A 21,107-nucleotide genomic window follows, 5' to 3' on the forward strand; every position below is an offset into this window, starting at 1 on the left:
ATTGGCAACGAACCAACAGCTTGCTAAATCCGCCGCCGCCGGCTTCCCTTGGAACCGGCTGTGGTTTTTGCTGGGCGCTCTGGTGGTGTACCGTATCGGTGCACACATCCCTGTTCCGGGTGTCAACCCGGTAGAGCTGGCACGGTTGTTTGAATCGCAGCAGAACGGCATCCTGGGCATGTTCAACATGTTCTCCGGTGGCGCGCTGTCGCGTTTCACGATCTTTGCCCTGGGCATTACTCCATACATTTCGGCCTCGATCATCATGCAACTGGTGTCGATCGTGTCGCCGACCATGGAGGCGCTGAAAAAAGAAGGTGAATCGGGCCGTCGCAAGATTACCCAGTACACCCGTTATGCAACTGTCGGTCTGGCTTTGTTCCAGGCGTTCGGCATCGCGGTCGCGCTGGAAGCCCAGCCTGGCCTGGTGATCGACCCTGGTATGGGCTTCCGCTTCGTCACCGTGGTGACGCTGCTGACCGGCACCATGTTCGTGATGTGGTTGGGCGAGCAGATTACCGAGCGTGGCCTTGGTAACGGCATCTCGATCATCATCTTCGCCGGTATCGCGGCTGGTCTGCCAAATGCGCTGGGTGGCTTGTTCACCCAGGTCAGCAACAACCAGATCAACGCTTTCTCGGGGATCCTCATCGTGGTCCTGGTAGCTGCGGTTACCTACGCGGTGGTGTTCGTCGAACGTGGTCAGCGCAAGATCCTGGTCAACTACGCCAAACGTCAGGTCGGTAACAAGATCTACGGTGGGCAGACCAGCCACCTGCCGCTCAAGCTCAACATGGCAGGCGTGATTCCGCCGATCTTCGCTTCGTCGATTATCTTGTTCCCGGCTACCATCGTGGACTGGTTTTCGAAAGGTGCGGACACCTCTAACCCAGTGGTCCGCTTCCTGAAAGATCTGGCTGCGTCGATGGCTCCTGGTGAGCCAATCCATGCACTGCTGTACGCCGTGGCAATCATTTTCTTCTGCTTCTTCTACACCGCACTGGTGTTCAACAGCAAGGAAACTGCGGACAACTTGAAGAAGAGCGGGGCCTTTGTGCCAGGGATTCGTCCCGGTGAGCAGACAGCCCGTTACATCGACAAGATCCTGATGCGATTGACCCTGGCGGGCGCCGTGTACATCACCGCCGTGTGCTTGCTGCCGGAATTCATGCAAGCCCAGTGGAAGGTGTCGTTCTATTTTGGTGGTACTTCGCTGTTGATTATTGTAGTTGTGACCATGGACTTCATGGCTCAAGTGCAAAACTATGTGATGTCGCAGCAATATGAATCGCTGCTGCGCAAAGCTAACTTCAAGGGCGGACTTCCGACACGATAAATGGCAAAAGACGACGTAATTCAGATGCAGGGCGAGATCCTGGAGAACTTGCCCAATGCAACTTTTCGAGTAAAGCTGGAAAACGGCCACGTGGTACTCGGCCACATTTCGGGTAAAATGCGGATGAACTATATCCGCATTCTCCCTGGCGACAAGGTCACGGTTGAATTGACGCCGTACGACCTGAGCCGGGCCCGTATTGTGTTCCGGACAAAGTAATTAATTAAGCAATTTCGAACATAAGAGAGTGCAATCATGAAAGTTAACGCTTCAGTTAAGCGCATCTGCCGCAACTGCAAGATCATCAAGCGCAAGGGCGTGGTCCGCGTAATCTGCGTGGAAGCTCGTCACAAGCAGCGTCAAGGTTAATTCGAGGGAATAACGAATGGCACGTATTGCAGGGGTTAACATCCCAAACCATAAGCACACCGTTATCGGCCTGACCGAGATCTACGGTATCGGCCGTCCTCGTTCGCAGTTCATCTGCGCACAAGCCGGCGTTGCAACCAACAAGAAGGTCAAGGACCTGGACGACAGCGAGCTAGAAAAGCTGCGTGAAGAAATCGGCAAGTTCATCGTCGAAGGCGACCTGCGTCGCGAACTGTCGATGAACATCAAGCGTCTGATGGACCTGGGCTGCTACCGTGGTCTGCGTCACCGTAAGGGCCTGCCGGTCCGCGGTCAGCGCACCCGCACCAATGCACGTACCCGCAAGGGCCCGCGCAAAGCCGCTCAATCGCTGAAGAAATAATCTAGGGAACTACTATGGCTAAGCAACAAAGCTCCGCAGCAGCCGCTCGCGTACGCAAGAAAGTCAAGAAGAACGTCGCTGAAGGTATCGCACACGTTCACGCTTCCTTCAACAACACCATCATCACCATCACCGACCGCCAGGGCAACGCTCTGTCGTGGGCGACCTCCGGTGGTGCTGGCTTCAAGGGTTCGCGTAAGTCGACCCCGTTCGCAGCGCAGGTTGCTGCTGAAGCCGCTGGTAAAGTTGCGCAGGAATGCGGCGTGAAGAACCTGGAAGTTCGCATCAAGGGCCCTGGTCCTGGCCGCGAATCCGCTGTTCGCGCACTGAACAACCTGGGCATCAAGATCACCGAGATCCAGGACGTGACCCCAGTGCCGCACAACGGCTGCCGTCCTCCTAAGCGTCGTCGCATCTAATATCTGCAAGACAATGGCCGGTCTGGTGTGGACCGGCCACCGTTTTTCAGAAGTCAAAATCGCTGGAACAGTGAACCGGAAACGGTTATACTGTCCGGCTATTTTTGCCTTTCCGCGCCGCTTTTCGTGGCCGGCCTGGCAATGTTGAGCCACCGCCTGCGCTGAAAGTGAGCCAGGCTAGCGCCTAACCGCATCCCGATGCGGCTGGGGCGTCATTTACATCATTAAGGAAAATACCGTGGCACGTTATATCGGACCAAAAGCAAAACTGTCCCGCCGTGAAGGCACCGACCTGTTCCTGAAGAGCGCACGCCGCTCCCTGGATTCCAAGTGCAAACTGGACGTCAAGCCAGGCCAGCACGGCGTGAAATCCGGCGCCCGCACCTCCGACTACGGCAACCAGCTGCGCGAAAAGCAGAAGGTCAAGCGTATGTACGGCGTGCTGGAACGCCAGTTCCGTCGCTACTTCGCTGAAGCTGAGCGCCGCAAGGGCCCAACCGGCGAAACCCTGCTGTCCCTGCTGGAATCCCGCCTGGACAACGTTGCCTACCGCATGGGCTTCGGCTCGACCCGCGCTGAAGCGCGTCAGCTGGTGTCCCACAAAGCCTTCACCGTGAACGGCAACGTGGTGAACATCCCTTCGTACAACGTGAAGACCGGCGACGTGATCGCCGTGCGCGAAAAGTCGAAGAAGCAGACCCGTATCGTTGAAGCCCTGTCGCTGGCTGAACAAGTTGGCATGCCAGCTTGGGTGTCGGTTGACTCCAAGAAAATGGAAGGTACCTTTAAGTCCCTGCCAGAGCGCAACGAAATCGCTGCTGACGTCAACGAATCGCTGATCGTCGAACTGTATTCCCGTTAATCTCGGGTGCTGTACCAAGGCGGGACGCGGTCCCGCCTTTTCCATTTAATGCCATCAGCCTTATCGGTGTAACGAGCCGAGGGTAATGAAAAGGACATTTACATGCAAAATAGCTTGTTGAAACCACGTATTATCGATGTTGAAGCCCTGGGCCACGGTCACGCCAAAGTCGTGATGGAGCCGTTCGAGCGCGGCTACGGCCACACTCTGGGCAACGCGCTGCGCCGCGTGCTGCTGTCTTCGATGACCGGCTTTGCGCCGACCGAAGTCACCATCGCCGGTGTCGTTCACGAGTACTCCTCGCTGGACGGCGTGCAGGAAGACGTGGTGGACCTGCTGCTGAACCTGAAGGGCGTCGTGTTCAAGGTGCACAACCGTGACTCCGTGACCCTGACCCTGAAGAAGGAAGGCGAAGGCCCAGTGATGGCGTCGGACATCGACCTGCCACACGACGTGGAACTGATCAACCCGGACCACGTGATCGCCAACCTGACCGCTGGCGGCAAGCTGGACATGCAGATCAAAGTCGAAAAAGGCCGCGGCTACGTTCCTGGCAACGTGCGTCGCCTGTCGGAAGACGCCAACAAGACCATCGGCCGCATCATCCTGGACGCTTCGTTCTCGCCAGTGCGCCGTGTTTCCTACGCTGTCGAATCGGCACGTGTGGAACAGCGTACCGACCTGGACAAGCTGATCATCAACATTGAAACCAATGGCGTGATCACCCCGGAAGAAGCGATCCGTCAATCGGCCCGCGTGCTGGTCGACCAGCTGAACGTGTTTGCTGCCCTGGAAGGCACCGAAACCACCGCTGAAGCGCCATCGCGCGCTCCAATGGTCGATCCGATCCTGCTGCGTCCAGTGGACGACCTGGAACTGACCGTGCGCTCGGCCAACTGCCTGAAAGCAGAAAACATCTACTACATCGGCGACCTGATCCAGCGTACCGAAAACGAGCTGCTGAAGACCCCGAACCTGGGCCGCAAGTCGCTGAACGAAATCAAGGAAGTGCTGGCATCGCGCGGCCTGACCTTGGGCATGAAACTCGAGAACTGGCCGCCGGCTGGTCTGGAGAAATAAGTAACAAATTGGTGACAGTGCTGGACATCGCGCAGCGATGTTCTGCCCTGTTACCAACTGATTAGCAGTAACTTTAACCATAACCGGACCGCGCCGAGGCTTGCCAAGGCGATCGAAGATCTCGGATTTAAACATTATCGAAAGGAAGTACCATGCGTCACCGTCACGGCCTCCGTAAACTGAACCGTACCTCGTCCCACCGTCTGGCAATGCTGCGCAATATGACTGTTTCGCTGCTGCGTCACGAAGCGATCAAGACCACCCTGCCAAAGGCAAAGGAACTGCGTCGCGTTGTGGAACCAATCCTGACCCTGGGCAAGACCGACACCCTGGCCAACAAGCGCCTGGCTTTCTCCCGTCTGCGCGACCGCGAGATGGTTCTGAAGCTGTTCGCTGAACTGGGCCCACGCTACGCAAACCGCAACGGCGGCTACCTGCGCATCCTGAAAATGGGTTTCCGTCATGGCGACAACGCTCCAATGGCTTTCGTTGAGCTGGTGGACCGTCCAGAAGTCAGCTCCGCTGACGAGGCACCAACCGCTGAGTAATCTCAGACAGGTTTATTGAAAAGCCGGGCACTGCCCGGCTTTTTTTATTTCTGCTGGTAACAGCTTAAAGCAGCGTTAAGCCGCCCGGTGTACCATTGGCGTGCCCGATCGATTCACCGCTCAAGACCATGCACCGACAAGCGTCCTCCTTCCAGGCGTGGCTGTTCGCCGCGCTCTCGCTCTTTGTTCTCCTGTTTGCCGGTGCGGCGCGGGCCGACGAGGAATTCCTCGATCCCCAGGTAGCATTCAAGTTTTCCGCCAAAGTGGTGGAGGGCAAGGCCATCGCCGTAACGTATGAGATCGCGGACGGCTATTACATGTACCGCGAGCGCTTCAAGTTCGTTGCCGACGGCGCAACGTTGGGCGAGCCGCAAATCCCGCCGGGCAAGGTGAAATACGACGAGACCTTTGCCAAGAACGTGGAGACCTATCGCCACCAGGTGACGATCGTGATCCCGGTCGAGGCGCCCGGGCCATTCACGCTGATGGCTACCAGCCAGGGCTGCTCGGAAAAGGGCCTGTGCTATTCGCCGATGGAATCCTCGGCGCGCCTGATGGTGGTCGGCGGCAGCAGCGCACCGGCTGGCGGCAGCGTATTCGGCATTGGAACAAAACAAGGCACAGCAGGCGTTGCGCAAAGCGTGCCTGTCGCAGTTTCGCAAGCTGGCGTGGACATGCCTGCAGCTGCCGGCGCCACGACCCCGGCAGCGCCAGTCGCCGCCGCGGGAAGCGAGAGCGAAATGGGCAAGATCGAATCGGCGTTGAAAGGAGGCAGCCTGCTGGTGATCGCGCCGCTGTTTATCCTGCTTGGGCTGGGCCTGTCCTTCACGCCCTGCGTGTTGCCGATGGTGCCGATCCTGTCCTCGATCATCGTTGGCGATGGATCTTCCGGCAATCGCTCCCGCGGCTTCGTGCTGTCGGTCAGCTACTCGCTCGGCATGGCCATCGTCTACACCGTGCTTGGCGTGGCGGCGGGCCTGATTGGCCAGGGTTTGTCGGCCGCCTTGCAAAACCCGTGGGTGTTGGGCTTCTTCGGCCTGGGGATGGCCGGCATGGCGCTATCCATGTTCGGCGTGTATGACCTGCAAGTCCCGGCGGCGATGCAATCGCGCCTGGCGGGCGCGTCGAATCGCCAGTCCGGTGGCAAGCTGGCCGGCGTCTTTGCGATGGGAGCCATCTCGGCCCTGATTGTCGGCCCGTGCGTCGCGGCCCCCTTGGCTGGCGCGCTGGTCTACATCAGCCAGACCCGCGACGTCGTGATCGGCGGCAGCGCCCTGTTCTCAATGGCTGTTGGCATGAGTATTCCGTTGCTGCTGGTCGGTATTTCGGCCGGCGCCCTGGTGCCGCGCGCGGGTGTCTGGATGCAGGCCGTGAAACGCTTCTTTGGCGTGCTGATGCTGGCGATGGCCCTGTGGCTGGTGTCGCCGGTCTTGCCGGGCAAGCTGCAGATGATTGGTTGGGCCATACTGGGCGTGGGCTATGCGTTCTTCCTGCTGACCCATGAACGCGGCAAATGGCTGCCGAAAGTTATCGCATTCTTCTTTGCGGTACTGGGGCTGATCCAGGTCGCGGGCTTAGCGACAGGCAGCGCCGATCCGTTGCACCCGATTGAAAGACTGGCCGGACGCGCCGATCGCCACCTGCAATTTACCCGCATCAAAACGGTCGCTGACCTGGATGCCGTGCTGGAGCAAACCGGCGGCAAAACCGTGCTGCTGGATTTCTATGCCGACTGGTGCGTGTCGTGCAAGGAAATGGAAAAGCTGACCTTCATCGACCCGGCGGTCCAGCAGAAACTGGCCAATACGATTTTGCTGCAGGTCGATGTCACGGAGAACAACGAGGCCGACAAGGCGATGCTGCAGCGGTTCACTTTGTTTGGCCCGCCGGGCATCATCATGTTTAATGCCATGGGCCAGGAAATCCCGGATTCGCGGGTCATTGGCTTCCAGAATACCGAGAAATTCCTGCGATCACTTCAAAAGCTGAACTAATCCAAGGGCGCGAAAGGCGCCCTTTTTTTGGATTGTTTATTAAGATAAAATCAATAAATCTTGCTGGGTGTAATGGCTAATCGAAGGAAACGCATGAATGTTCGTAGTTTTGCCGTGATGGTGATGGCAGCCTTGCTGGCCGCCTGTGGTGGTGGTGGTGGCGATGATAGGAGTGGTGGTGTCAATGCAGGCGAGAGTGTCCAGCTGCCTGCCGGTCCCAAGACGTATGTCGCAGCCGCTGCAACGGTGGGCGACTATTATTCGTACAAGCAGGTGTGGCAGGTTTCAGGGCAAAACGATTCGACCACTTATGAATCGCGTTTGGTCAGCGGGGTTGCAACGGATGGGGGAACAACCGTCAAAGCCGTGTCGGCACTAGCAGGGCAAAGCGAGCTAATGGTGGCTAGCTCGAAAACAAGAACGGAAGAATACGACAGCTTGGGACGCCTGCTGAGTATCAGAGATTACCCCTGTGTTTCTACGACCAAACCAGCGTATTGAGGTGTACTGTCAATAGTGGACACTCTCGTCTCAAGCTGCCAGCACTTCCTTGTTGAAGTCTGCCGCAAAGCGTGCCGGCGATTTGTAGCCAAGGCGCGAATGACGCCGTTGGCGGTTGTAGAAGATCTCGATGTACTCCGTAATGGCCGCCTGCGCTTCAGACCTGCATGCAAAGCGACGATGATGAACCAGCTCATTTTTCAAGCTGCCCCAGAAGCTCTCCATCGGCGCGTTGTCGAAGCAGTTTCCCTTGCGCGACATCGAAGTCTTCATTCCGAATTGGTTCTGCAGTTTCCTGTATTTCTCGGCGCAGTATTGACTGCCGCGATCAGAATGATGGATCAATCCCGCCGCCGGTCTTTTGTTGCGCACAGCCCGCCACAAGGCTTGCGCCGTCAAGTCCTGCGTCATGCGTGGCCCCATCGCATACCCCACCAGCTCGCAGGTGAAAACGTCCTTCACGCCGGCCAGATAGAGCCAGCCTTCCTCAGTCGCGATGTAGGTGATGTCTGCCACCCAGGCTTCGTTTGGCCGCGTCGGCAGGAACGTTTGGTTCAACAAGTTCGGCGCGACCGGCATGTCATGCCCGGAATTGGTGGTGGCCTTGAACTTGCGCTTTTGTCTGCAGCGCAGACCAAGTTCTGTCCGCAACCTGGCGACGCGATCACGCCCGGCCTCAAATCCTTGCTCCTGGAGTTCAGGATGAACGCGCAGCGTGCCATAGGTTTCGCGCGATTGCTGATGCACGGCCTGAATCGCCACCTTCAGCTTGGCGTCCTCCTGAGCGCGGCGCGACGGCTTGCGCCCCTGCCATGCGTAAAAGCCGCTGCGAGAGACATTGAAGACCCTGCAAAGCAAATCCGTCGGGTATCCGTCGAGTCGCACCGACTTCATGAACGCGTACCTGGCAGCGACTCCCTTGCAAAGTACGCCGTTGCTTTTTTTAGCACTTCCTTCTCCATGCGTTCAACGGCCAATTCTTTGCGCAGCCTAGCCACTTCCGCTTCAAGCTCCGCCACGCTGCGACTACCGGGAGCAGCCCCAGTATCATTGCTTCGCTTTGCAGCGTTAACCCAAGTCCCCAGTGTTCCCTTAGGAATGTCAAGCCGCTGCGCGGCTTCCTCCAGTGTCAGTCCCTGTGCGAGGACTAGTTTGACCGCCTCTGCCCGGAACTCCGGTGTGTATGTCTTCGATTTCATAAATGCTTCTCCCGTTGCTAAGTTTAACAAACGAGAGTGTCCGAAAAAGTCAGGTTACCTCATATCACATGGTGGCGCTCAAGACGATCGCGGCCGGGATGAACTGGCAGCATGCTGGCGTGTATGAAACCAATTGCGGTTTCGAGCCTGAGCAATCAACCCTTGAGTTCAAGGATGTAGTCGGTGCCCTGGAACGGGTGACCGTGCCTGCTGGTACCTTCAATGCGCTCAAAATAACTCGGAACCACACCTCGAACAGCGCGACCTGGACGGCGGTGCGAGAGCGCACCTGCTGGTGGGAGCCTGAGCTGGGCGTGGAAGTGAAATGCATCGCCAATACGGCGCGAACGAAGAAGGCGACTGGCGAAAAGACGAGCTATGCGGACACCTATGAGTTGCAGGCATTCTCCAATCGTGCATTGGGGCGCAAAGTTGATTCGACCCTGCGTTTCACCGGCTCCTGGGCTGGACGCTTGCTGGGCGACGCCTACGGCAAATGTACAGCGATGTTCCTCCCGGATGGGACGATCAAGGGTAATTGCGCAGACAGTGGATTCGAATTCGATTTAGTCGGCAAGGTCAATCCGGACGGGACCCTGGCACTCAACCTGGTCAGCAATGGTGTCACAGGTCAGACGATCACGGGTAAGTTCGATAGTCTGCAGCAGATCAGCGGCACTTGGAGCGTGCCCAATCATGGCAGCGGTACTTGGGTGATCAACCAAGACTAAGTCTTGCCGAAAAAGGGCGCCAACCGGCGCCCTTTTGTTTCCCGTCCAGGGATCAATGATGGTTGCGCATGGCATGACGGTGCATGCCATGACCGAAATGTCCAGCCTTCTCATCGAACAGCTTTTGCTGTTCAGGCGTCAGCACGGCGTAGAAAGTCTTGGTTGCTGCCAGGTTGCTTTCCATGCGGCTCAAATGGGCCTTCGCCATCTCGATCCGCTTTTCCATGCGCTCCGGCGCCGGCATATTCTTGAATGCGGCGCGGTCGAACTGGCCGCGCTGCGGCATATTCGATTTCAGCGCCGACAAATAAGCCTGCCATGCACCTTCCTGGGCCGGCGTGATCTTCAGCGTATCGTGCATGCGCTTGGCATGCGCGTCCATACGCTCCTGCATTTTGACCGGATCGAATTTAGTGGCCGCATATTGATGCTGGGGAGCCTCTTCTGCCATAGCCGGCAAAGCTGCCGCGCCAAAACCAATAACCGCTGCGCCGATGACGAATGCTTTATGCAAGGTTTTCATGATTTATCCCTTCAGTATTGAACACAATTGAATGTGCACTCGCACTGCACATGGAAGCATCTTCCCGTTTTCCTGTTTCGGACAAGTGTCCCGGAGCAAGGACTTTGTATCTAGATGTTGCGCTTTTGATTACTTTATGGCAATATTGTTGGTTTTTCGTTTAATAATTGTCTCAAAGGGAATCGATGCGTAAGTGTGGCTTGGCAGTGTTGGCGGTGGCAGGCGTGCTTGCCGGTTGTGGGGGAGGCTCCAGTGGTGGAAACAGCTCGGTGCCACCACTTGCGGCCCCCCAAACTTTTGTAGCGGCGAAGGCGACCGTGGGGGACTACTTCACATGGGAAACCACAACGCGTGACAAGAACACCGGCGAAGAGGGTTACAGTTACAGCACCAAGCATTTTCGTAGCGTAGGGAGCGATGGCGCGGCAACGGTCAATTACTTTTCCGATTATGCGAATGCGACAGTTTCCCCGGTCTTTACCTCGAGCATGAATTCAATGGATCTGGACAGCCTGGGACGTTCGCTGCGCGTGAGCTATGGCGAATGCACGGAGACGACGAACCCGCCACTTCATTTGGTGGCGCCGTATGCCGTGGCCGTGGGCATGAACTGGCAATATTCCGGCGTTGTTCAAGCCCAGTGTTCGTTTAATCCTGCCACGCAGACCTCGATTGAGTTCAAAGACAGCGTTTTGGCGATTGAGCAGGTAACCGTTCCGGCCGGAGTCTTTATGGCCCATAAGATAAGCCGCAATGAAACTGACGAAGACGGCAATTTCCGAACAGTTGCCGATCGCATCTGCTGGTGGGAAACCGACCTGGGAATCGATGTCAAATGTGTCAGCAATATCACCAGGACCAATAAACTTACCGGTGCCAGTCGTGCCGCGACCCAGACTGAGGTACTGGAGGGTTATGCGAAGCAGAAGCTGGCGCGGAAGTTCGATACCACGCTGCGCTTTATCGGCAACTGGAAAGGGCGCATCGACGGCACCACGGCGTTCGGACAGAACGTGGCCGGCACGTGCACCGTTGCCATTGACTGGGATGGCGACATCAGCGGTGGTTGCTTCGGCAGCGGCGTGGCATTGAATGTCACCGGCAAGGTCAATGCTGACGGAACGCTGTACTTCAATTCGGTCAACAATAGCGATGGAAGCCCGTCCTTCGCCGGCAAGATCGATAGCCTGCAGCAGATGAGCGGTGTCTGGAACATCCCGGCTGTTGGCAACGGCACCTGGACCATCATTCAAGACTGATCAGCGCTGCCAGAGTTTTGTAACGCCATGTTTCGACAAGCAATATCTAAACATGGCGATACAAACTGTCTACCCTTGGCCAGCGTTGCAAGGGATAATTGTACGCATGGAAAATGCTGCCACTATCCTCATCGTCGACGACGACCGTGATATCCGCACGCTGTTGCAGGACTATCTGGAAACTAACGGTTACCGCACCCATGGCGCCGGAGACGGCGCGGCCATGTGGAAGCTGCTCGACAACACCAAGCCCGACCTGATCGTGCTGGACCTGAACTTGCCGGGCGAAGACGGCCTGACCCTGTGCCGCAAGCTGCGCGCCCACTCGACCCTGCCGGTCATCATGCTGACCGCGCGCAGCGAGCCGCTGGACCGCATCCTTGGCCTGGAAATGGGCGCAGACGATTACCTGCCCAAGCCATTCGAGCCGCGCGAACTGCTGGCCCGCATCCGCAGCGTGCTGCGCCGCAGCGCCAATGCTGCCGTCAGCGGCGTCGAGAAAGCCAGCCGCATCCGCTTCTCCAACTGGGTGCTGGACCTGACCGCGCGCCACCTGGTCAATCCGCAGGGCACGGTCATCATGCTGTCCGGCGCCGAATTCCGCCTGCTCAAGGTCTTCCTCGAGCACCCCAACCGCGTGCTCAACCGCGACCAGTTGCTGAACCTGACCCAGGGCCGTGACGCCGATCCATTCGACCGCTCGATCGACATCCAGATCAGCCGCCTGCGCCAGAAGCTGGGCGAAGATGCGCGCCTGCCGCAAATCATCAAGACAGTGCGCAATGGCGGCTATGTGCTGGCCGGTACGGTGGCGGTGGAGCCTGACTGATGAAAGCGTTCTTCAGGGGCATGACGGGCCGGGTATTCCTGGTCCTTATGCTGGGCATCATTGCCTCTGCCGCGCTGACCCAATACCTCGCTGTCAATGAACGCCAGCGCACACTGCAGCGCTATCGTGATTTCTTTGCCCTCGAGCGTGCCGAGCAAATCATTTCCACCGCAGTTGTCGTGCTGCCGGAATCGCGCAACCAATACCTGCGCGTAGCCAGCATGGGCGCCATCAAGCTCGAGGTCCTCGACGACTTGGCCGGCATCAGTCCGGAAATGAGCGAATTCGGCGCCACCCTGGCCAACCGCCTCGGCAAGGAATACACCCTGCAATCCCTGCTGGACCGCCCTGATGCCTGCGAGCGCCCGACGCCCGCCTACACGGCTTTCTCCGTGTTTGGCGCCGGCACCGGCACCTGGCGCGGCACCTGCGAATCGCTGGCGGTCACCATGCCCGACGGCCAGCACCTGAAATTGTCCATCCTGCCGCCGCGCCAGCCCGCGCCGACAGGCAAAAATGAATATGCCGCTTTTGTTCCCTTCCTCCTCAGCATTGCCGTGCTGGCCTACCTGGTGGCCCGCATGACGATGGGTCCGCTAAAGAATCTGGCCGTCGCCGCCAAAAACCTGGGTCACGACATCAATCACCCGCCGATCAAGCTGGGCGGCGCGACGGAAATCCGCACCGCCTCGGCCGCCTTCAACGCCATGCAGGCGCGCATCCGCCAGCACATCGCCCAGCGCACGGAAATGTTGGCCGCTATCACGCACGACCTGCAGACCCCTCTGACCCGCATGCGCCTGCGCCTGGAAAAAGTGCAGGACCCGGAACTGCAGGGCAAGCTGCTGGAAGACCTGTCGGCCATGCAGCAGATGGTCAAGGAAGGCCTGGACCTGGCGCGCAGCATGGACACCACCGAAGCCATGCAGCGCGTCGACCTCGACGCACTGCTCGACAGCGTATGCGCCGACGCCACCGACGCCGGCCAGCAGGTAGACCTGAAAGGCCGCGCAGGCATGGACTTGATGGGCCGCCCGCTCGACATCCGCCGCTGCCTGGTGAACCTGATCGACAACGCGGTCAAGTATGGCCAGCGCGCGCACGTGACGGTGGAGCGCGAAGCAGGCGCGTCGCGAGTGCGCATCCGCGATGAAGGCCCGGGCATTCCGGCCGGCCAGCTGGCCCAGGTGTTCGAGCCGTTCTACCGCCTGGAATCGTCGCGCAACCGCTCGTCCGGCGGCACTGGCCTTGGCCTGACGATTGCACGCAATATCGCTGAACAGCATGGCGCCAGCCTGAGCCTGGCCAACCACGCGAGCGGCGGCCTGGAAGCCACCCTCGTGTTCCCCGAATTTTATGCAGGAAAATAGTTAAACCTCTCATGAAGAAGAAAACTCTGGCAGTAGTGGTGGGCCTGGCCGTGGCAATCGGTGGCGGCGCCTGGTATGCGAGCAAGGCCCCGGCCGAGCAGGGCGCCGAGCATGGACAAGGCAGCGCCGCTGGCGGCAAAGGCAAGGGCGAACAAGGCCCGACCACGGTCAACGTGGTGGCGCCGCTGCGCCAGGACGTGCCGGTGGCGTTGTCGGCCAATGGCACCGTGAGCCCGATCTCGACTGTCGACCTGCACCCGCAAACCACCAGCACCATCGTCAAGGTGCATGTGAAGGAAGGCCAGTTCGTCAAGCAGGGCGAGCTGATGTTCTCGCTCGACGCCCGCACCGAGGCGGCCAACGTCGAGAAAGCCGATGCGCAAGTGGCCAAGGACCGCGCCACCCTGGCCGACCTGGAACGCCAGTACAAGCGCGCCCAGGAATTGCGCACCCAGAACTTCCTGGCCCAGAGCGCAGTCGACACGCTGAAGAGCCAGGTGGACTCGAGCCGGGCCACGCTGGAAGCCGACATCGCCGTCGCCCGCGCCAGCAAGGTCGACCAGAGCTTCACGCAAATCCGTTCGCCGCTGACCGGCCGCGTCGGCGCCATCAATGTCTATCCGGGTAGCCTGGTGCAGCTCAGCACTTCGCTCACCACGGTGACCCAGCTCAACCCGATCAACGTTGCTTTCACCGTGCCGGAATCGAGCCTGGCGGCCTTGCTCGATGCGCAGCGCGCCGGCAAGGTGGCGGTGCAAGCGTTCCAGAACAATTCGGACAAGCCGATCAAAGGCCAGCTCAGCTTTGTCGACAATACCGTTGACCCGGTGGCCGGCGTGATCCGCGTCAAGGCCGTGTTCGACAATGCCGATACCCGCCTGTGGCCGGGCCAGTACGTCAACACCAGGCTGACGGTCGCTACCCTGAAAGATGCACTGGTTGTGCCGCAGAACGCTATTATTACCAATACCAAAGGTACTTTTGTGTACACGGTTGCGCCTGACCAGACGGCCAAGGTAGTCAACGTCCAACGCATCCACGGCTTCGGCGCATTGGCCGCGGTCACCGGCCTGAATGGCGATGAGCAGATCATCGTGGAAGGCAAGCAGAACCTGCGACCTGGCGGAAAAGTCCGCATCGCCGAACCGGCAGTCGCGCAGAACGGCAAGGCCCACAAGAAGGGTAAGGCAGAATGAACCTTTCCGAGCTGAGTATCCGGCGCCCCGTGATGGTGGTGCTGCTCTCGCTGAGCCTGATCCTGGCGGGCGTGCTGGCCTATTCCCACATCCCCGTCGCCGCACTGCCGAGCTACAACACCCCGGTCATCAACGTCAGCGCCGACCTGCCGGGCGCCTCGCCGGAAACCATGGCCTCGTCGGTTGCGCTGCCGCTGGAAAAACAATTCTCGACCATCGGCGGCCTGTCGATGATCACCTCCACCAGCACGCTTGGCAATACCTCGCTGACGCTGGAATTCGACCCGTCGATCAACGTCAACGAAGCGGCCGTCGACGTGCAGGCCGCTTTGCTGCGCGCCCAGCGTTCGCTGCCGCAGGAGATGACGGACCTGCCGTCCTACCGCAAGGTCAACCCGGCCGACGCGCCGGTGCTGTTCGCCACCATGACTTCGCCGTCGCTGAGCCTGTCCGAGCTCAACGATTACGCGGAAAACCTGGTGGCGCCCAACCTGTCCACCCTGCCGGGCGTGGCCCAGGTCTCGGTCAACGGCCAGAAGCGCTTTGCCGTGCGCGTGCGCGCCAAGCCGGACCTGATGAACTCGCGCAACCTGACGCTCGACGAGCTGCAGGCCGCCATCAAGGCTGCCAACGCCAACACGCCGCTCGGCACCATCGATGGCCCGAGCCAGACCCTGACCATCCAGGGCAATGCCCAGCTGATGCGCGCCGCCGATTTCGCCGACCTGATCATCGCCACCCGCAATGGCCAGCCGGTGCGCCTGAAGGAAGTGGCAACGGTGGAAGACAGCTACCAGTCGATCAAGGCTGCCGGTAGTTACAACGGCGAGCGCGCCATCGTGCTGCTGGTACAACGCCAGCCCGATGCCAACACCGTGCAAGTGGTCGATGCGGTGCGCAAGCTGCTGCCGCGCTTCCGCGCCCAGTTGCCGGAATCAGTGTCGATCAACCTGGTCAACGACCGCTCGGTGTCGATCCGAGAGGCAATCCACGACGTGAACCTGACGCTCGCGCTGACTGTGGTGCTGGTGGTGCTGGTGATCTTCCTGTTCCTGCGCCGCCTGGCTGCCACCTTCATCCCGGCCGTCACCATGCCGATCTCGCTGCTCGGCGCGCTGTCGCTGCTGTACGCGCTGGGCTACAGCCTGGACAACGTGTCCCTGCTCGGCATCACGCTGGCGGTTGGCCTGGTGGTCGACGATGCGATCGTGGTGCTGGAAAACATCGTGCGCCATATCGAACTGGGCAAGAAGCCTTTGCAGGCGGCCCTCGTCGGTTCGAGAGAGATGGGCTTCACCATCGTGTCGATTTCGATTTCGCTGGTGGCGGTGTTCATTCCGATCTTCTTCATGCCGGGCGTGATGGGCCTGATGTTCCACGAGTTCGCCGTGGTGGTCGGCCTGTCGGTGCTGGTGTCGGCGATCGTGTCGCTGACCCTGGTGCCGATGCTGGCCTCGCGCTTCATGCCGGCCGATTCGCATGAAACATCGGGCGACGATACCTTCATCGGCCGCCACTTCGAGCGCGCCTTCCATGCCACGCGCGACGCCTATGCGCGCACGCTGGACCTGGCTTTGCACCATCGCTTCGTGGTGCTGGGCATCGCCGTCGGAACTTTTGCGCTGACGGCCTGGCTGTACATCGCGATCCCGAAAGGATTCTTTCCTGAGGAAGACCTGGGACAGATCCGCGTGAATACCGAAGCGTCGGAAGACATTTCCACCTCCGCCATGCTGGAGCTGCAGGAAAAAGTGGCGGCCACGATCCAGGCCAATCCCAATATCAAGGACGTGACGTCGTTCACGAGCGGCGGCAACACTGGCCGCATGTTCATCGTGCTGAAGCCGCGCGGCGAACGCAAGAAGATGACCGAGGTGCTGGATAGCCTGCGCAAGGAAACGAAAAAGATTGCCGGCATCCAGGTCTACCTGAGCCCGGTGCAGAACCTGCAGCTGGGCGGCCGTCCTTCGAAGAGCCGCTACCAGTACACGCTGCAGTCGGTCAGCCCGGATGCGCTGAACGACTGGGCGGCCAAGTTCCTGGACCAGATGCGGGCCGATACCGATTTCCGCGACGTGACCAGCGATTCGCAGAACCGCGGCTTGCAGGCGCAACTGAAGATCGACCGCGACAAGGCCAATATGCTGGGCGTCAAGCTGGCCGATGTGCGCACCGCGCTGTACCTCGCTTTTGGCGAGCGCCAGGTGTCGACCATCTACTCCTCGGCCGCCAGCTATTTCGTGATCCTGGAAGCGGCGACCGAAGATCGCCAGTTCGACGATTCGCTGACCAAGCTATCGGTGCGGAACAGCAGCGGCCAGCTGGTGCAGCTGTCGAGCTTTGCCACGGTCGAGCGCACGGTGGGCCCAACCTCGGTCAACCACCAGGGCCAGTTGCAGGCGATCACGATTTCCTTCAACCTGGCGCCCGATGTCCCGCTGGGCAATGCCACGGCCAAGATCGAAAAGATGGGCATGCAGATGGGGTTGCCAGCCTCGATCATCACCAGCTACGGCGGCGATGCGGCTGTGTTCAAGGATTCCCAAAGCAGCCAGCTGATCCTGATCGTGGCGGCGCTGGGCGTGATCTATGTGCTGCTGGGCGTGCTGTACGAAAGCTATATCCACCCGCTGACCATCCTGGCGGGCCTGCCGTCTGCCGCCGTGGGCGCGCTGCTGACCTTGTGGATCTTCAAGATGGACCTGACCATGATCGCCATCATCGGCATCCTGATGCTGATCGGTATCGTCAAGAAGAACGCCATCATGATGATCGACTTCGCCCTGGTGGCGCAGCGGGAGCAGGGCAAGGCGCCGATGGATGCGATCCGCGAGGCCTGCATCCTGCGCTTCCGCCCGATCATGATGACCACGCTGGCGGCCCTGATGGGCGCCTTGCCGATCGCGCTTGGCCTCGGTGCTGGAGCCGAACTGCGCCAGCCGCTGGGCTTGGCGGTCATTGGGGGCCTGCTGTTCTCCCAGGTGATTACTTTGTATATCACGCCGGTGATTTACCTGTTCCTGGATAAATATTCCGGCAGCGGTCCGATGAAGGACCAGGACCTGGATGATGGATCGGCAACGGAAGCCGTGCAACCGGTCGAGCTCAGGGCCGTCAAAGCGGCCAAACACTGATAATATGCGGGGCGGCGCTTACAACCTGTAACATTCGTCAAGGGCGAAAGTCGGTAAGCTTCCACCCCAGCATCTTCAGTTAAAAGCCAATATCTTGCACCAGTACACCCATTCCCACGCCGAACTTGCGGCCCACGACGGGCATACCTGCCCGACCTGCGGCCAGCCATGGCCGCAGGACAAGGTACTCGAATATGGTGCGAGCAAGCCAAACCGCTGGGGTATTGCCTTCACCATCGGCCTGCACTTGCTGGTCGTACTCATCTATTTCATCAAGCCCAAGGAAAAGATCGACATTACGCCGCCTTCCAAGGCCGGTGAAATGGTCTATATCACCCCGGGCAAGCCGGCGCCACAGCCAAAACCCAAATCGCAGCCGAAGGCAAAGCCGTCCAAGGAAACGCCGCGCTCGTCGCGTGCCTACCTGCCGCCAAACAAGAATGCGATCACCGAAGTCATCAAGCCGCAGGAGAAGATTGTGCCGCCCGAGCAGGCCAAGCTGACGCCGGTGCCGGATACGGTGCCGGATACGGTGCCGGACATGGCTGCCCTGATCGAGCAGCGCCGCCGTGCGCGCCAGGGCGATTCGCAGCAGCCGGCGCAGGAAGAAGATGCTGGCGCCACCGGCAAGGCGCGCGCCTTGGCCAATATCATGGGCGCACAGGGCCGTAACGCCAATGGCGAGCGCAACGACACCGGCGGTGTGTTCCAGATTGTCAATCAGACCTTCAACGGCGCCGATATCAAGTTCCGCGGTTTCAGCACCAACTTCAAACGTACCTGGCAGCAGCAGGTCCATGTGGACCAGGGTTCGGAGAAGGATATCGAAACGGCAATCGTCAAGAAGATGATCGAGATGATCCGCAAGGAGAAACCGGGAGACTTCATCTGGGAATCGCACCGCCTGGGCCGCAATGTGCCGATGAGCGCGCGCAAGGAAGATGAGAAAGAGCTGCAGGCCTTCCTCTTGCTGGAGTTCTGGCCGAACTACGGGAAGTTGCGCTGATCGATGGCCGCGACGCCGATCGCGACCAGCCTGGAACTGTGTACCGCCGGGCTTGGGTTGTTCCTGGCTGCGCCCCTTCTGGCATTGGCCAGGAAGCGTCCTGCCAACGCCTGGCTGGCCGCGTTTGTCGCCAGTTTTGCCTCGCTGGCGCTGGCGGACTTCTGTTATAGCGCGGGCATTTACCGCCAGCATCCGGCAATTTGGGGGCTGTTCGACCTGCCGCTGGCTTGCCTGGGCGCTTCCTTTTATTGTTACACTCGCGGGATGACCGGCCTGGGCGTAGGCCGGCGCCAGGCATGGCACCTGCTGCCGCTGCCCCTGTGGCTTGGCGTGATCTTGTCGCTGCGCGCAGGTGTTGCGCCGGGTTGGCTGTTCCTGGTCGCGGTACTGGCCTTGCAGTTGCTGACGCTGGCGTATGGCCTGGCCGTCCTGTGGCGCCTGCGCCAGTACCGCCACGCCGTGCGCCAGAACTTCTCGTCCATGCGCCAGCGCGACCTGCACTGGCTCAGCCGCCTGACCGCTGCCCTGATGGTGTTGCTGCTTGTCTGGTTCCCGGCAACCTTGCTCGGCGGGGCGTGGGACGTCCTGCTGTTGCTGGGACGGCTTGCTGTACTGTGCTTTGCAGGCTGGTTCGGCATGCGCCATGTGCCAGTGTTCGTGCCAAGCTGGCAGAAGGCCGTTCCATCGGAGCCGCTTGCACCTGTAACTGCGCCAGCGTGCGAACCTGCGGCCCGGACCGTGGCAGAGCCTGAGCCGGCAACGGATGGCAAGTACGCCCGTTCAGGCATGACTCCGGCCGCAGCCGAAGAAATTGGACGGCGCCTCCTCCAGCGGGTAGGGTGCCAGCATGACAACCGCGAGCCCGAACTGACGCTGGCCGAACTGGCTGGCCGTGTCGGCACGTCGCCGCAACTCCTGTCCCAGTACCTGAACGAGATTCAAGGCGTCACGTTCTATGACTACGTCAACGGCCTGCGCGTGGCCGACGTGCAGCGCATGATGTCCGATCCGGCACGGCGCGGCGATTCCCTGCTCGACCTGTCGCTGGCGGCCGGCTTCAATAGCCGCTCCACCTTCAATTCCGCGTTCAAGAAATTGGCCGGCATGCCGCCTTCCCAGTGGCGCAGGCGAGCCGGCTGCATGTCCGCGCCGATCGGCCAGGACGACAAACAGCCCGCCTGAGCCGATAGTGCCTGCATTCCAACCGTAGAGTTGGATCATCTATTGAAGAGGAATGCATGAGACTTATTACCCAAGCCGGATTGGCCGTCGTGGCCTTGTTGTCGCAGTCCGCCATAGCAGCCCAGCCGATCGAACCGCCGATGGCCGCCATCCCGGCCGGCAAATTCCTGATGGGCGACCCGCAGTCGCCACCTTCCGATGGCCAGATGATTTCCTCGGCCCCGCAACACCAGGTCAGCGTCAAATCCTTCCAGCTGTCCAAGTACGAAGTAACGGTCAAGCAGTTCCGCCAATTCGTCGACGCCACCGGCTACCAGGCCGGCGGTGAACCTGGCGAATGCTGGAAATGGGTCAAGCCCGGTGCCGGAGCCATCCCGGACGCGCCGCTTACCCCGGCGCCGGGCCGCTGGAACAGCCCTCAATACGCGCCATCCGATTACCACCCGGTCATGTGCGTGAGCTGGCAGGATGCCCAGGCCTATGCCCAATGGCTGTCAAAGGCCACCGGCAAGCATTACCGCCTGCCGAGTGAAGCGGAGTGGGAATACGCCGCCCGTGCCGGCGTCACCGGGGACTATCCGGGCGACGGCAAGCCGGACAGCATGTGCCGCTATGGCAATGGCTTCGATGTCAGCGGCCAAGTGGCGTTTGCGCGCGACCTGGGCTGGGAGCGCAAGATCCCGTCGTGCGACGACCAGGCGCCTTACACGGCGGTGGTAGGGTCCTACAAGCCAAATGCTTTCGGCCTCTACGATATGTTGGGCAACGTTGCCGAATACGTCGAGGATTGCCAGCACAATGATTATCAGGGAGCGCCGGCAGACGGCTCGGCCTGGACCAGCCAGTGCAAGGATGGCGAAGAACGCATGCAGATTACCCGGGGAGCGTCCTATGGCGCCAACCTTCCGCAACTGTCGCTGAGCCTGCGCGGCCACGCCAGCCCGGACAATCGGAGCAGCCTCGGCGAGGGCTTTCGCCTGGCGCTGGATGGCCAGCAGGCAGCGGCTCCCAGCGCTGTCGCTTTCGAACGGGAGCTGGCCCAAGCGCGTGCCGCCGGGGCGCGGAGGACTGCTGGCCGCTGAGGTGTTGTAGATTGTCAGGGTGATGTGTAAAAAGCGCTAATTTCTTGATTCAGCCGAAGTTCTTGCAGCTATAATCGCGAAATTTGCCGCTTGGAGCCGGAGTTT

The 21,107-nt window shown here is 60.0% G+C and carries 21 protein-coding genes; 19 read left to right on the forward strand and 2 right to left on the reverse strand.

The features are described 5' to 3' along the window. The first annotated feature begins 1 nt into the window (after position 1). From secY to ACN9M3_RS04140, 10 genes are all read left to right on the forward strand, one after another. Positions 2 to 1,336: a preprotein translocase subunit SecY gene (secY, locus tag ACN9M3_RS04095; RefSeq protein ID WP_130315943.1), complete on the forward strand. Its 1,335-nt coding sequence runs from the start codon at positions 2 to 4 to the stop codon at positions 1,334 to 1,336. Then, positions 1,337 to 1,555: a translation initiation factor IF-1 gene (infA, locus tag ACN9M3_RS04100; RefSeq protein ID WP_005663428.1), complete on the forward strand. Its 219-nt coding sequence runs from the start codon at positions 1,337 to 1,339 to the stop codon at positions 1,553 to 1,555. 36 nt (positions 1,556 to 1,591) lie between these two features. Continuing rightward, a complete protein-coding gene (gene rpmJ, locus ACN9M3_RS04105) occupies positions 1,592 to 1,705 on the forward strand; it encodes a 50S ribosomal protein L36 (protein WP_082507582.1) in 114 nt (37 codons plus the stop codon). 16 nt (positions 1,706 to 1,721) lie between these two features. Next, positions 1,722 to 2,087 (forward strand): 30S ribosomal protein S13, encoded by a 366-nt coding sequence (rpsM, locus tag ACN9M3_RS04110; RefSeq protein WP_028101646.1) that lies wholly within the window; start codon positions 1,722 to 1,724, stop codon positions 2,085 to 2,087. A gap of 14 nt (positions 2,088 to 2,101) precedes the next feature. Next, positions 2,102 to 2,506, forward strand: a complete 405-nt coding sequence (gene rpsK / locus ACN9M3_RS04115) for a 30S ribosomal protein S11 (protein ID WP_028101645.1) — start codon at positions 2,102 to 2,104, stop codon at positions 2,504 to 2,506. 238 nt (positions 2,507 to 2,744) lie between these two features. Then, positions 2,745 to 3,368, forward strand: coding sequence for a 30S ribosomal protein S4 (rpsD, locus tag ACN9M3_RS04120; protein WP_342118631.1), 624 nt, complete (start codon positions 2,745 to 2,747; stop codon positions 3,366 to 3,368). A gap of 102 nt (positions 3,369 to 3,470) precedes the next feature. Further along, complete coding sequence (locus ACN9M3_RS04125) at positions 3,471 to 4,448, forward strand: DNA-directed RNA polymerase subunit alpha (protein WP_130315941.1); 978 nt, start codon at positions 3,471 to 3,473, stop codon at positions 4,446 to 4,448. Positions 4,449 to 4,600: 152 nt separating this feature from the next. Next, entirely contained in the window at positions 4,601 to 4,996 is a 396-nt protein-coding gene (rplQ, locus tag ACN9M3_RS04130; protein ID WP_130315940.1) for a 50S ribosomal protein L17, read from the forward strand. A gap of 128 nt (positions 4,997 to 5,124) precedes the next feature. Beyond that, positions 5,125 to 6,990 (forward strand): protein-disulfide reductase DsbD, encoded by a 1,866-nt coding sequence (gene dsbD, locus ACN9M3_RS04135; RefSeq protein WP_426167779.1) that lies wholly within the window; start codon positions 5,125 to 5,127, stop codon positions 6,988 to 6,990. A gap of 93 nt (positions 6,991 to 7,083) precedes the next feature. Then, on the forward strand, positions 7,084 to 7,491 hold the full coding sequence (locus ACN9M3_RS04140) for a hypothetical protein (RefSeq protein WP_426320705.1): 408 nt from the start codon (positions 7,084 to 7,086) through the stop codon (positions 7,489 to 7,491). Between the two features lie 30 nt (positions 7,492 to 7,521). On the opposite strand, the gene ACN9M3_RS04145 is transcribed toward ACN9M3_RS04140, so the two are convergent. Next, a protein-coding gene (locus ACN9M3_RS04145; protein ID WP_426317910.1) for an IS3 family transposase occupies positions 7,522 to 8,690 on the reverse strand; the annotation gives its coding sequence in 2 pieces (ribosomal slippage) (positions 7,522 to 8,423 and positions 8,423 to 8,690; 1,170 coding nt in all). A gap of 68 nt (positions 8,691 to 8,758) precedes the next feature. Between ACN9M3_RS04145 and ACN9M3_RS04150 the strand changes: the two genes are divergently transcribed. Next, positions 8,759 to 9,421, forward strand: a complete 663-nt coding sequence (locus ACN9M3_RS04150; RefSeq protein ID WP_426320707.1) for a hypothetical protein — start codon at positions 8,759 to 8,761, stop codon at positions 9,419 to 9,421. A 52-nt stretch (positions 9,422 to 9,473) separates the two neighbouring features. Here ACN9M3_RS04150 and ACN9M3_RS04155 read toward each other — a convergent pair whose 3' ends face one another. Then, complete coding sequence (locus ACN9M3_RS04155) at positions 9,474 to 9,944, reverse strand: Spy/CpxP family protein refolding chaperone (protein WP_426320709.1); 471 nt, start codon at positions 9,942 to 9,944, stop codon at positions 9,474 to 9,476. A gap of 200 nt (positions 9,945 to 10,144) precedes the next feature. Here ACN9M3_RS04155 and ACN9M3_RS04160 point away from each other — a divergent pair, with 200 nt between their 5' ends. The 8 genes from ACN9M3_RS04160 to ACN9M3_RS04195 all read left to right on the forward strand — a co-directional run bounded on the left by ACN9M3_RS04160 (position 10,145) and on the right by ACN9M3_RS04195 (position 21,002). Continuing rightward, a complete protein-coding gene (locus ACN9M3_RS04160) occupies positions 10,145 to 11,203 on the forward strand; it encodes a hypothetical protein (RefSeq protein ID WP_426320711.1) in 1,059 nt (352 codons plus the stop codon). 106 nt (positions 11,204 to 11,309) lie between these two features. Continuing rightward, on the forward strand, positions 11,310 to 12,032 hold the full coding sequence (locus ACN9M3_RS04165) for a response regulator (RefSeq protein WP_426167787.1): 723 nt from the start codon (positions 11,310 to 11,312) through the stop codon (positions 12,030 to 12,032). Beyond that, positions 12,032 to 13,402, forward strand: a complete 1,371-nt coding sequence (locus ACN9M3_RS04170; RefSeq protein ID WP_426320713.1) for an ATP-binding protein — start codon at positions 12,032 to 12,034, stop codon at positions 13,400 to 13,402. The genes ACN9M3_RS04165 and ACN9M3_RS04170 overlap by 1 nt, the downstream gene beginning before the upstream one ends. Positions 13,403 to 13,413: 11 nt before the next feature. Continuing rightward, on the forward strand, positions 13,414 to 14,598 hold the full coding sequence (locus tag ACN9M3_RS04175; protein WP_426320715.1) for an efflux RND transporter periplasmic adaptor subunit: 1,185 nt from the start codon (positions 13,414 to 13,416) through the stop codon (positions 14,596 to 14,598). Continuing rightward, positions 14,595 to 17,732, forward strand: a complete 3,138-nt coding sequence (locus tag ACN9M3_RS04180; RefSeq protein ID WP_426320717.1) for an efflux RND transporter permease subunit — start codon at positions 14,595 to 14,597, stop codon at positions 17,730 to 17,732. Before ACN9M3_RS04175 ends, ACN9M3_RS04180 begins: the two co-directional genes overlap by 4 nt. 94 nt (positions 17,733 to 17,826) lie before the next feature. Continuing rightward, positions 17,827 to 18,738 (forward strand): hypothetical protein, encoded by a 912-nt coding sequence (locus ACN9M3_RS04185; RefSeq protein WP_426320719.1) that lies wholly within the window; start codon positions 17,827 to 17,829, stop codon positions 18,736 to 18,738. 3 nt (positions 18,739 to 18,741) lie between these two features. Further along, positions 18,742 to 19,920, forward strand: a complete 1,179-nt coding sequence (locus ACN9M3_RS04190) for a helix-turn-helix domain-containing protein (RefSeq protein ID WP_426320721.1) — start codon at positions 18,742 to 18,744, stop codon at positions 19,918 to 19,920. A gap of 56 nt (positions 19,921 to 19,976) precedes the next feature. Then, positions 19,977 to 21,002, forward strand: a complete 1,026-nt coding sequence (locus ACN9M3_RS04195; protein ID WP_426320723.1) for a formylglycine-generating enzyme family protein — start codon at positions 19,977 to 19,979, stop codon at positions 21,000 to 21,002. The last annotated feature ends 105 nt before the right edge of the window (positions 21,003 to 21,107 follow it).

The sequence above is a fragment of the Pseudoduganella sp. R-43 genome (assembly GCF_049913255.1).
In the GTDB taxonomy this organism is placed as follows: Bacteria; Pseudomonadota; Gammaproteobacteria; order Burkholderiales; family Burkholderiaceae_D; genus Rugamonas.